The sequence below is a fragment of the Hymenobacter mellowenesis genome, from assembly GCF_030581005.1.
GTDB lineage: Bacteria > Bacteroidota > Bacteroidia > Cytophagales > Hymenobacteraceae > Hymenobacter > Hymenobacter mellowenesis.
Genome location: NZ_JAUQSX010000008.1, coordinates 48,696 through 60,774 on the forward strand (window position 1 = coordinate 48,696; position 12,079 = coordinate 60,774).

Genomic DNA, 12,079 nt, shown 5'->3' on the forward strand with positions numbered 1-12,079 from the left:
GACGTAGGGGCGGAGCTTGCCCCCGCCCGGACGTTGAAAGAAATCGTTGAAACGGCGCCAGCGTCCGGGCGGGGGCAAGCCTCGCCCCTACGTCGTTCAAGACCTTAAACACGCGCTGGCGCCTACGCCGCCGGATTGGCTTCCGGGGATTTATCAGTCACCCCAAGCAGCGATGATGCCCGCTCAAACAGCTGCGGTTGCAGTACCACCTGCCGCTGCGAAATCGGCGCGTTGCCGGCCTCTACCAGCTCGGTGAAGAGGCGGAAAGCGGCCTGGCCCATCTCCTCGCAGCGCTGGTCCACGGACGTGATGTTGGGCTCGGCCACCAGGGTCAGGGCCTCGTTGCTGAAGCCCACGAGGGCCACGTCCTGCGGCACGCGCACGCCCCGGCTCTTGAGCAGTTGCAGGGCGCCCAAGGCAGCTGAGTCGCCGGCCGAGAACACGGCGTTGGGCGGATTGGGCAGGGTCAGCAGTTGGGCCATAGCGGTTTGGCCGCCTTCCACGCTCATATCGCACTCCACAATCAGGCTCTCATTGGGCGTGATGTCGCTGCTGCTCAGGGCATCGAGGTAGCCTTGGCGGCGGTTTTTGTAGATATTGAGATGCTGCGGGCCGGCCAAGTGCGCGATGCTACGGCAACCCTGCGCCAGCAGGTGGCGGGTGGCCAGAAACGCGCCCTGTTGGTCGTTCAGCACCACGGAGTTAATATTTTCACCTTCCAGCACGCGGTCGAAAAACACCAGCGGCACGCCCTGCTTGCGCACTTTTTCGAAGTGGCGGAAGTCGAGCGTGGTGCGCGACACCGACACCAGAATGCCCGCCACCTGAGCGCTGAGCAGCGTTTCGATATTGCGCCGCTCCTGGGCCACGTCCTCGTTCGACTGGCACATAATCACGCTGTAGCCCGCCCGGCTGGCGGCTGTTTCGATGCCGTGCACCACGGAAGCGAAAAACCGGCCCTCGATGTAGGGCACCATCACGCCCAGCAGCTTGCTGCGGCCCTTGCGCAGGGCCGCGGCCAGGTGGTTGGGCTGGTAGTTGAGCTTTTTGGCCAGCTTGAGCACGGCCTGTTTGGTGGACGGCCCGATGCTGTGGTGGTCGCTCAGGGCCCGCGAGATGGTGGTCATGGACACGCCCAGCTCCCGGGCCAAATCGGCCATGGAAACGGGGCGGACGGCTTCGGCAGAAGCAGCGGGGCGGGGGCGACGGGCGGCCATTGAAGTGCGGCGCAACGGAAACAGTTGCCCGTAAAGCTACTGCGGAGGCGGTGTTAAGATGTTATTATAACCGTCATGCAGAGCGCAGCGAAGCATCTCGCGTGTGGTAGTAATCCAATCGTCAGGCTTAGTGACAGCACGCGAGATGCTTCGCTGCGCTCTGCATGACGTTTCAGTTTTTTCTTTTCTCCTCGCACATTATCCCGTATAGCTTGAAATCAACGCCATTCTTTCCGGACCTTTGGCGCACTAACTCAACCGCACCTCTATGAACCCTCTCGTTGACATCCGTCAGTTTGACCAAAGCCTGTGGCTGGACTTCATCAGCCGCCCCATCATCATCGACGGCAAGCTGCAACACCGCATCCAAAACGAAGCCCTGCGCGGCGTTACCTCAAACCCGGCCATTTTCGCCAAGTCCATCGGCGACACGGCCGACTACGATTCGGCCATCAAGGCGCTGGCTTTGCAGGGCAAAACCACAGATGAAATCTACACCAATCTGGCCGTGGCCGACGTACAGGCCGCCTGCGACCTGTTCCGCCCGCTTTACGACGGCGCCGGCCACGGCTCCGACGGCTACGTGAGTCTCGAAGTATCGCCCGAGCTGGTGAACGACACTGAGGGCACCATCGCCGAGGCGCTGGCCCTCTGGAAAGCCGTGGACCGCCCCAACGTGATGATAAAAGTGCCGGCCACGCTCGAAGGCCTGCCCGCCATCCGCCGCCTCATCTCGGAAGGCGTGAACGTGAATGTGACCCTGATTTTTGGTCTGGAACGCTACCGCCTGGTGGCCGAAGCCTTCATCGCCGGCCTCGAAGACCGCGCCGCCAAGGGCGAGCCGCTGGCGCGTATCGACTCGGTGGCCAGCTTCTTCCTGAGCCGCATAGATGTGCTGATTGACCCCAAGCTGGAAAAAATCGCGGCCGAAGGCGGCGAAAAAGCCGCGCTGGCTCAAAGCCTCGTGGGCGAAGTGGCCATTGCCAGCGCCAAGCAGGCCTACCAGATTTACAAGAAAGTTTTCGCCGGCCCGCGCTGGGAGGCCCTGGCCGCCAAGGGTGCCGAAACCCAGCGCCTGCTGTGGGCCAGCACCGGCAATAAAAACCCCAAATACGACAACCTACGTTACGTCGACGGCCTCATCGGCCCGCACACGGTGAATACCGTGCCGGTGGAAACGCTCGACCTCTTCGGCAAAAGCGGCAAGGTGGCCACCACCATCGAAGGCAACCTGGAGCACTCGAAAGAAGTGCTGGCCCGCCTGCCCGAGCTTGGCCTGAATCTGGAGGAGCTGACCCAACACCTTGAAGAAGACGGCGCCCAGAAATTCAAGGAGCCCTTCGCCAAGCTCATGCAGTCCATCGAAAAGAAGCGCGCTCTGGCCCTGGAAGACCAGATAGACGACGCCAAAATGGAGCTGGGGAAATTCCAGGCCGACGTTGACGCGCAGATTGCAAAGTTCAAAGCCGACAACTTCGTGCACGGCTTCTGGGACAAGAAGGCCGACTTGTGGACCAACGACGAAGCCGGGCAGCACAGCATCCGCAGCTTCATGGGCTGGCTGCGCGTGGCCGAAACGATGGTGGGCCGCGTGACCGAAATCGAGCAGTTTGTGGCTTCGGTGAAGGCCGCCGGCTTCAAGCACGTGGTGGTAATGGGCATGGGCGGTAGCACCATGGCCCCGATTGTGTTCAAATCGTCGTTCCCGCAGGGCGAAAACGGCCTGCCCATCTCGGTGCTCGACACCACCGACCCCGGCACGGTGCGCGAGATTGAAGCCTCCATGCCGCTGGCCGAGACGCTGTACATCGTGGCCAGCAAATCCGGGACCACGGCCGAGCCGCTGGCTTTCGGCGACTATTTCTACGCCAAAGTCAAAGAAATCAAGGGCGACAAGGCCGGCGAAAACTTCGTGGCCATCACCGACCCGGGCTCCAAGTTCGTGACCGACGCCACCGAGGCCAACTACCGCCGCATCTTCCTCAACTTCCCCGAAGTGGGCGGGCGCTTTTCGGCCCTCACCTACTTCGGCCTGGTGCCGGCCGCCCTCTACGGCCTGCCCATCGGCGAGATTTTGGAGCGCGCCATCCTGATGATGCGCGCCTGCGGCGCCTACGGCCCAACGGACAAAAACCCCGGCCTGGAGCTGGGCGCCGCCCTCGGCGTGCTGGCCGAGCAGGGCCGCGACAAACTCACGCTGGTGGTGCCCGACTCGCTGCACGACCTCGGCCTGTGGCTGGAGCAGTTGCTGGCCGAAAGCACCGGCAAGGAAGGCAAGGGCATCCTGCCCGTGGCCGGCGAGCCGCTGGGCGAGCCCGGCATTTATGGCACCGACCGCGTGTTTGTGTACGTGGGCTACAAGGGCGAGGCCGACGAGGCCAACACCAGCAAGCTGCAGGCCCTGGCAGCCGCCGGCCACCCCGTCATCACCCTGCTGATGAAGGACGCTTTCGACCTCGGCCAAGAGTTTTACCGCTGGGAAGTGGCCACGGCCGTGGCCAGCGCCGTGTTCCGCATCAACCCCTTCGACCAGCCCAACGTGCAGGCCGCCAAAACCGCCACCGACAAGCTGATGAAGGCCGTGGAAGCCGACGGCAAGCTGCCCGAAGGCGAAAAACCCGCCGCCAGCGAAAACGGCGTGGACTACTACACCGCCGCCCACGGCGACGGCGCTGCCGGCGTGCTCAAAGCCTTCTTCGCCCAAGCCAAGCCCGGCGACTTCATGTGCCTGCAAGCCTACCTGACCGAGACGCCCGCCGTGAGCGCCAGCCTGCTGGAGCTACGCCAGCGCGTGCAGAATGCCCTGCACATCGCCACCACTTCGGGCTACGGGCCGCGCTTCCTGCACAGCACCGGCCAGTACCACAAGGGCGGCCCCAACACCGGCCTGTTCATCCAGTTCACCGACGACAACCCGCAGGACCTGGCCCTGCCCGGCCGCTCCTACACCTTCGGCACCTTCAAGAATGCCCAGGCCCTGGGCGACCTGCAGGCGTTGCTGGATAATGGCCGCCGCACCCTGCGCGTGAACCTTGGCAACGACGCGGAAGCGGGGTTGAAGACCATGCTGGCGGCGTTGGAACTGAAATAGCGTTCTGCACTGACAGAAGAACGTCATGCTGAGCGTAGTCGAAGCATCTCTACCGCTTCGTTTGTCATGTTGAGCGCAGCGAAACATCTTATCAGGTTAGAACTAACAGTTCGACGGTGAAAAGATGCTTCCTTCGTCAGCATGACAAGCGAAGCGGTAGAGATACTTCGACTGCGCTCAGCATGACGTTCTTTTTCTGTCTACTTTTACCAGTACTCAACCTCATTTAACGGCCGCGAACATCCATTAAACCCTTTTTTATGCCCACTTTACACAATCGATTGTGCAGCCTGTTTCTCTGTTTCAGCGCCACCTCTGCTGCACTGGCTCAAACGGCGCCGACGTCCGCACCAGCGCCGGGCAGCAACCCCATCATTCGGAATAAATACACGGCCGACCCCAGCGCCATGGTGCAAAAGGGCACGGTATACCTCTACACCGGCCACGACGAGGCGCCCGCCCGCCAGGAGCGCTACGTGATGAACGAGTGGCTCTGCTTCTCCTCGACCGACATGGTGAACTGGACCGAGCACCCGATACCGCTCAAGGTGTCGGATTTTGCCTGGGCCAAGGACGATGCCTGGGCCTCGCAGGTGGTGGCGCGCAACGGCAAGTTCTACTGGTACGCGGCCGTGGAGCACGGCAGCATCCACGGCAAGGCCATTGGCGTGGCGGTGGCCGATAGCCCCACCGGCCCCTTCAAGGACGCCCGCGGTTCGGCCCTGATTGCGCCCGACATGACCACCGACAAAATCAGCTGGGCCGACATCGACCCCACGGTGTTTATCGACGCCAAGGGCCAGGCCTACCTGTTCTGGGGCAACACCACTTGCTACTACTCCAAGCTCAAGGCCAACATGACGGAGCTCGATGGCCCCATCCAGACTGTGGCCGGGCTACCGCGCTTCACCGAGGCGCCATGGGTGCACGAGCACAATGGCTGGTACTACCTGAGCTACGCCTCGGAATTTCCCGAGAAAATCGTGTACGCCATGAGCCGCAGCCTCGAAGGCCCGTGGCAGTACAAAGGCATTCTGAACGAGATAGCCGGCAACTCCAACACCAACCACCAGGCCATCATCGACTTCAAAGGCCAGTCCTACTTCATCTACCACAACGGCGCCATCAACACCGACGGCGGCAGCTACCGCCGCTCGGTCTGCATCGACTACCTGTATTACAACAAGGACGGCACGATGAAGCGCGTGGTGATGACGACGGAAGGCGTGAAGGCGGCGAAGTAGTCATCACTACGTAAGAGAGTGGTTTATAACGTCATGCAGAGCGCAGCGAAGCATCTCGCGTGCTGTCACTATTCAATGCTATTGAGTTACTACCACAAGCGAGATGCTTCGCTGCGCTCTGCATGACGTTTTTTTCCGTGACCTACTCCGCCGTCACCTCCAGCACGTGGCTGGTCAGGGGCTTGGCCTCCGGGTCGCTCAGTAGCACGCCGATTTTCATCAGGTAGTCGCCGGAGTAGGTTTGGCCGTGGGCGGGCAGGCGCGATTTCTGGCCGGGCATGAGGTTGATTTCGGTGAGCCGGTAGCGCCGGGCCGGGTCGAGGCCCTGCAGCTTCACCGGCCGCACGGTTTCGTTGAAGCGCGTGTGCAGGTTGTAGCCGAAGACGACGGCCTGGGCCTGGTTTTCAGCCACGTAGAGCAGCGCGGCCTGGTTGCTTTCGTAGGGCGAGCGCAGGCGGAACAGGTCGCCCTGCCAGATGACGGGGCTGAGGCGCTTGTAGTCGCGCACGGCCTGCTGGCTGAATTTCAGCTCGTCGGGCGTCATTTTATCCACTTCGATGTCGTAGCCGAGCTTGCCCATCATGGCCACGTCGGTGCGGAATTTCAGCGAGTGGCTGCGGTTCCAGTTGGTGACGTGGCTGGCGATGGTGTTAGAGGGAAAGAAGTTGGAGAAGCCCCACTGGATGAACACGCGCTCGAAAGCGTCGGTGTTGTCGGAGGCCCAGAATTCGGTGAAGTATTTCAGGCCGCCGTACTCGGCGCGGGCGCCGCCGCCGCTGCACAGCATCATGGGCAGGTGCGGGTACTGCTGGCGCATACGGGCCATTACGCTATAGAGGCCGCGCACGTAATCGACGTAGAGGTGCGACTGGTCGCGGCCCAGATACTGCGAGTAGCCGCTGCTAATCATGCGGTTGCAGTCCCATTTCACGTAGGCCACGCCCTGGCTCAGCTGCTCATCAATTGTTTTGAACACGAAGTCCTGCACCTTGGGGTTGGTCAGGTCGAGCACCAGTTGCTGGCGGTACAGGTCCTCGGCGCGGTTGGGTAGTTTCAGCAGCCAGTCGGGGTGCTTTTCGGCCAATTCGCTCTTGGGGTTCACCATTTCGGGCTCCAGCCAGATGCCGAACTTGATGCCTTCCTTGGTGGCGGTTTGCACGAGGTGGCCCACGCCGTTGGGCAGCTTGGTGGTGGTGGGCTGCCAGTCGCCGAGGCCCTGGCGGTCGTCCTTGCGCGGGTACTTGTTGCCAAACCAGCCGTCATCGAGCAGAAACAAATCAACGCCCAGCCGGGCCGCGTCGGCCATCAGGCCATCGAGCCGGGCTTCGTTGAAGTCGAAATACGTGGCTTCCCAGTTGTTAAGCAGCACGGGGCGCGGCGCGGTGCCATCCAGGGTGCCGCCGTGCTGGCGGGCCCAGCGGTGCAGGTTGCGCGAGGCCTGGCCCTTGCCGGTGGTGTTGTAAGTGAAGATGAACTCGGGCGTGACGAACGGCTGCCCGGCCGGCAGCATGTATTCCGAAGCGTAGGGATTGATGCCCGCCGACACCCGCAACGCCTCCTGATTATCAACCTCGAACGCCAGCCGGAAATTGCCGCTCCAGGCCAGTGAGCCGGCCAGCACTTCGCCGCTGGTTTCGTCGGCGGGCCTGTCGAGGGCCAGGAAAAAGCTGGGCGTCTGGTACCAGCCGGCACGGGTGCCCAGCTTGGTGTCGATGACTTTCACGCCACTGGTCAGCTCCGATTCCTGCTGCTTGGCCTCCTCGGCCCAGTCGCCGTGGAACTGGCTGAGCCAGTAGTGCCGCGCATCGAAATGCAGCATGGCCGAGGCGTAGGCGGTGAGCATGACCGGCTTTTTCTCGCGGTGCACGATTTCCGTCCAGGTTTTGATAACGTCTTCCCTGCGGTAGGCCGTGAAGTGTAGGCGCACGTCCACCGGGTATTGTGGGTCGCGCAGGTGGATGGTCGTGGTCGTCACGCCTTCGCCGGCCGGGTTGGTTTGCACCTCCACAAATTCCAGCGCCAGCGAGGGGTTGCCGTCGGCGTGCACCATGCGCAGGGCGGGCTCGAAGAGGTTGTCGGTGCCGGCGGGCACGTAGGCTTCGTGGCGGGTGGGCAGGGTCTGGAAGTCGGCCGGGGCCAGCTTCGCGCCCAGGTAAGTCTGGTAGAGGCGGTGGTTATTGCCCACGGCCAGTACCAGGCTCAGGTGCTCGGTTTCGATGGCGATGGGCGGCGGAGATTGGGCCATGGCGGGCGCGAAACAGGTGAGCAGCAGCAGGCAGCAGAGGCGACGCAGGAGCATGGGATACGAAGAATTGGCGTTCAATATTAGCGCATTTGGCGCATGCGGTTCATATCATCCCCGTCCCCTTTCCCGGAGAGGGGCGCTTGACAAGTTGTAGCATGGACTCTGCGAGTCCGCGTCTTGGCGAACGTTCTGCAACGCGCGGACTCGCAGAGTCCACGCTACAACCACGCATAACCGGTGCCCCCTCTCCCCAAGGAGAGGGGGTCAGGGAGTGAGGCGCCCGCCAGAACGACGCCCCTACTTCCCCTGCGACACGTCCTTGGCCGGGCGCGTCACCAGCTCCACATCCGTCACCTGCTGCGGAAACCACACGGTCATTTCGCCCTTGCCGCGGTTGGCCCAGGCGTAGTACGGGATGGCCGTCAGGGTCTGGCGCACGGTGTTGATGCTGTTGTTGGCCACGTCCAGTTTTACCACGGGTACGGTGGCCGAGAGTTCGGTGATGCCGTTGAGCACGTCGGGCTTGGGGGTGGCGGTGAAGGTGGTGCCGGCGGGCACGATGATGTTGCTGGCGCGGCCGTCGTTGTCCTTCCATTCGGCGCAGTACATCACCGGGCCGCGCTGCAGGGCTACTTTGCCGGCGTCGTCGAGTACCCTGGGATGGGCCACCACGGTGCGGACTTCCATCGGCAGGTTCACTTCCACCATGTCGTTCTTCTTCCACTTGCGGACCAGCACGGCGTAGCCGTTTCGCAGCTGATAATCAATCGGCTGGCCATTCACTTTGATGACAACTTTCTCCGCCGAAGGCGTGGCGAAGGTGTACAGATTGGACGGCATGGCCTCGTTGCGGGCCCAGCCGGGAATGCGCACCAGCAGGTTGAAATCCGACGTCGCGGCCTGGTTCACGGTGAATTTCAGGTCGCCCTGCCAGGGGTAATTGTTTTGCTGGGTAAGGCGCACGGCCTTGTTCTGCACCGCCAAATCGGTGCTGCCGCTCACGAAGAGGTTCACGTAAATATCCCGGCCCTTCTGCCCGTACACGTAGCCGGGCAGCGACGGAAACAGCCGCGCCAGGTTGGTGGGGCAGCACGAGCAATCGAACCAGCCCGAGCGCGCCGGCTCGGTGTCCTTGAAGCCGGTGCTGTTTTTTATCTGCATGGCGTTGCTGTAGAAGAACGACTTGCCATCGAGCCCCACGCCCGAAATCAGGCCGTTGTAGAGCACCTTCTCCATGATGTCGGCGTACTTGGCGTCGCCGTGCAGCTGGAACATGCGCTGGTTCCAGTAGATATCGGCCACTGAGGCGCAGGTTTCGTTGTAGGCCGTGGCGTTGGGCAGCTCGTAGTTGTCGCCAAACCGCTCGCCGCCGCCCACCGCGCCGGTGCCGCCGGTCACGTACATCTTCTTGGCCACCATATTGTTCCAGATGGTATCCACGGCTGCCAGCAGCGCCTTGTCGCCGGTGAGGGCGGCCACGTCGGCCATGGCCGAGTAGAGGTATTCGGCGCGCACGGCGTGGCCCACGGCCTCGGTTTGGGCCACCACGGGCTTGTCGTCCTGCCAGTACTGGCCGCTGCGCCACACGTCGGTGCTCTTGGCGTCGTAGCCCTTGTAGTGCCCGCGCTGCTCGATGAAAAACTTAGCGGTGCTCAGGTATTCCGGCTTGCCGGTGGCGCGGTAGAGCTTCACCAGGCCCATTTCCACGATTTCGTGGCCCGGCGCCACGGCCCGCTTGCCGGGCCCAAAGGTGGCGCACACCAAATCAGCATTTTTCAGGGCGATATTGAGCAGGTTTTTCTTACCCGTGGCCTGGTAGTAAGCCACGGCCGCCTCGTAGAGATGGCCGGAGTTATACAGCTCGTGGCTAAGCTCCCGCTCCTTTTCCCAGCGCTCCTTCCCCGCCCAGGCGTGTGGGTGGGCCGGGTCGATGGTGCGGGCGGTGTAGAGGTAGCCGTCGGGCTCCTGAGCCGCGCCCACCTTGGCAATCAGCTCATCCAGGTAAGCTTCCAGCTTCTTGTCCGGCTCCAGGCTGAGCGAGTACGAGGCGCCCTCCAGCGTCTTGTAAATATCGGTATCGTCGAAGGGGTAGGTGGTGGCAAACTTGCCCGAATGCGCTGCCGCCATCTCAAAATTCTTCACCCGGTTCGTGGCCTCGCAGCGCTGAAACGAAGCCGGAATGGTTACGCTGGTGTTGGTCTGGAGGCGCGGCTGCCAGAAGTTATCCGTCAGCTTCACCTTAGTGAATGGCACGGCCTGAATGGGGTAGTCGGCCCGCTGCTGGGCGGCGAGCGGCAGGGTGCCGGTCAGGCCGAGGAGAAAGAGGAATGATTTAGAAGTAAGCATGATTGATTCGATGTAGAGACGCAATATTTTGCGTCTCGTCGTTGAACGATGATGTGTGGATGCGTCCAAGCGGTGCGGACGACGAGACGCAAAATATTGCGTCTCTACTTCGGTTTTGAAATGCGGTACAGCCGCGCGCCGTGCCGCCGCACGTAAGGCGCAAACTCGCCCGTAACCGGCCCCAGCTGCCGGCCCGTCCACAGGTCCTGCACGCGGGCGCCGGCGGGCAGCCCCAGCTCCCGCAGCGCCACGGGCACGCGCACCGAATCGGCCGGGGCGGGCCGGTAGGGACTGGTGGTGAAGAGGAGGCCGCCGATGGTACCGCCGGTGTTCTGCCGGGCCGCGGCCTGGTCGAGCCCCAGCGTGGTGCGGAAGCGCGTGTAGCCGGCCGGCAGGTCGTACTCGATGATGGAATTGGCGTGGGTGCCGATGCCGGTTTCGGCCGTTTGGCCCACCACCAGCAGCGGCGCGCCCGACACGCTCTTGCCCACCGTGGCCTGGCCCCAGCCGGCCGTGGCACTACGCCAGGGCAGCGAGTTGAGGGGCAAGGTTTTGCCGTCGGCGTTGCTCAGGGTGGGATTCAGCCAGTCGGCGTGGTCCCAGGCGGTGCCGTCGCCGCCGTCGCGCACGTTGAGGTAAAGCTTGGTGGCGCCGGTGATGTCGATGTCGGCTGCCTGGCTGGGCGTCTGGCGGTTGAGGGGGCCGCTGGCCCAGGCGGCGGCGTTGGCAGGGGCCAGCTCTTGGTCCTGGGCGTTGAAGAGGGCCAGGAACTTGTCGCCGGTGGCGGGGTCGTCGGCCGTCCAGGCCACGAGGTCGCCGCGACGGAACAGCTGGCGGTTGTGGGTGCTGCTGCGGTTCACGGCCAGCACGCGCGGGTTGGTAAGCAGGCCGAGGGTGAAGGCGTCGTTGCTGGGCAGGTCACCGCCGAACATCAGGGGCGAGCGGAAGATGCTCCACAGCGTCATCAGCGTGGTTTGCTCGTCGCGGGTGAAGCGGGTCATGCGGTCGTTGCCCCGCTCGGCCCGGATGCCCAGGCGGCCCAGCGGCAGCATGTCGGCATCCGGAAAAGCACCGGGCTGAATGTGCGGCGCCCACCGTTCGCACACCTCAAAATGCTCCTTGAGCTGCTCCCAGCTGTCCCAGAAGTCACCCACGGTGCGCCACATGTTGGCATTCGCGGCCACATGCTTGGCCTCCGCAATCGGCGTTTCGCCGGGCGAGGTGCTGAACACGATTTTGCGCCCGGTCTTGTCAATGGCCCGCCGAATCATCGCCACTTCCGGCTTGTGGTAGGGCTCCGACAGGTCGTCAACTTTCACAAAATCCAGCCCCCACGAGGCGTAGAGCTTAAATAGCGAATCGTAGTATTCCTGCGCGCCCGGCCCCTCCTTCACGGTGTACATGTCGCGCAGCCAACGCGCCTGCCCCTCCTTGCTGTAGATGTCGGCCGCCGTGAGCTTGGTGCCGAGGATGGGCAGCCGGCGCTGCACCGCCACCACCGGCACGCCGCGCATGATGTGAATGCCGAATTTTAGCCCCTTGCCGTGCAGGTAGTCGGCCAGCGGCTTAAACCCTTTGCCGCCCGCGGCCGAAGGAAACCGGTTCGGGGCGGGCACGAAGCGGCCGTACTCGTCAATGTTCCAGTCCGGGTTTTTCTCGTTGTAGCCGTGGGCCGTGTCGTTGCCCACGTACCAGCGGATGTCCACCACCACGTATTCCCAGCCGCTGCTTTTGAGGTTTTTCGCCATGTAATCGGCGTTGGCTTTCACCTCGGCTTCGGTCACGGTGGGGCCGTAGCAGTCCCAGCTGTTCCAGCCCCTGGGCGGCGTGGGCGCCCACTGGTGGAAGTCGGTTTTGGGCGCTGCTTTTTGGGCGTGGCCGGGAAGGGTGGCCGCCAGCAAGCCGGCCGCCAACAGCGGTTTCAGGTTTTTCATGG

The 12,079-nt window shown here is 63.1% G+C and carries 6 protein-coding genes; 2 read left to right on the forward strand and 4 right to left on the reverse strand.

Going from position 1 to position 12,079, the window contains the following annotated elements:
- Positions 1–122: 122 nt before the first annotated feature.
- Positions 123–1,160: a LacI family DNA-binding transcriptional regulator gene (locus tag Q5H92_RS15695; protein ID WP_305012491.1), complete on the reverse strand. Its 1,038-nt coding sequence runs from the start codon at positions 1,158–1,160 to the stop codon at positions 123–125.
- A gap of 325 nt (positions 1,161–1,485) precedes the next feature.
- Here Q5H92_RS15695 and Q5H92_RS15700 point away from each other — a divergent pair, with 325 nt between their 5' ends.
- On the forward strand, positions 1,486–4,308 hold the full coding sequence (locus tag Q5H92_RS15700; protein ID WP_305012492.1) for a bifunctional transaldolase/phosoglucose isomerase: 2,823 nt from the start codon (positions 1,486–1,488) through the stop codon (positions 4,306–4,308).
- A gap of 260 nt (positions 4,309–4,568) precedes the next feature.
- Entirely contained in the window at positions 4,569–5,552 is a 984-nt protein-coding gene (locus tag Q5H92_RS15705) for a glycoside hydrolase family 43 protein (RefSeq protein ID WP_305012493.1), read from the forward strand.
- A gap of 142 nt (positions 5,553–5,694) precedes the next feature.
- Here the strand turns inward: Q5H92_RS15705 and Q5H92_RS15710 are convergent, their stop codons facing one another.
- The 3 genes from Q5H92_RS15710 to Q5H92_RS15720 all read right to left on the reverse strand — a co-directional run bounded on the left by Q5H92_RS15710 (position 5,695) and on the right by Q5H92_RS15720 (position 12,077).
- Complete coding sequence (locus Q5H92_RS15710) at positions 5,695–7,851, reverse strand: alpha-galactosidase (RefSeq protein WP_305012494.1); 2,157 nt, start codon at positions 7,849–7,851, stop codon at positions 5,695–5,697.
- Positions 7,852–8,094: 243 nt separating this feature from the next.
- Positions 8,095–10,143 (reverse strand): glycoside hydrolase family 127 protein, encoded by a 2,049-nt coding sequence (locus Q5H92_RS15715; RefSeq protein ID WP_305012495.1) that lies wholly within the window; start codon positions 10,141–10,143, stop codon positions 8,095–8,097.
- Between the two features lie 104 nt (positions 10,144–10,247).
- Positions 10,248–12,077, reverse strand: coding sequence for an NPCBM/NEW2 domain-containing protein (locus tag Q5H92_RS15720; protein ID WP_305012496.1), 1,830 nt, complete (start codon positions 12,075–12,077; stop codon positions 10,248–10,250).
- Positions 12,078–12,079: the final 2 nt, after the last annotated feature.

What these genes read in the sequence shown, in the direction of transcription:
- Q5H92_RS15695 (WP_305012491.1), bottom strand. Translation starts at nt 1,160, where the DNA reads ATGGCCGATTTGGCCCGGGAGCTGGGCGTGTCCATGACCACCATCTCG.
- Q5H92_RS15700 (WP_305012492.1), top strand. Translation starts at nt 1,486, where the DNA reads ATGAACCCTCTCGTTGACATCCGTCAGTTTGACCAAAGCCTGTGGCTG.
- Q5H92_RS15705 (WP_305012493.1), top strand. Translation starts at nt 4,569, where the DNA reads ATGCCCACTTTACACAATCGATTGTGCAGCCTGTTTCTCTGTTTCAGC.
- Q5H92_RS15710 (WP_305012494.1), bottom strand. Translation starts at nt 7,851, where the DNA reads ATGCTCCTGCGTCGCCTCTGCTGCCTGCTGCTGCTCACCTGTTTCGCG.
- Q5H92_RS15715 (WP_305012495.1), bottom strand. Translation starts at nt 10,143, where the DNA reads ATGCTTACTTCTAAATCATTCCTCTTTCTCCTCGGCCTGACCGGCACC.
- Q5H92_RS15720 (WP_305012496.1), bottom strand. Translation starts at nt 12,077, where the DNA reads ATGAAAAACCTGAAACCGCTGTTGGCGGCCGGCTTGCTGGCGGCCACC.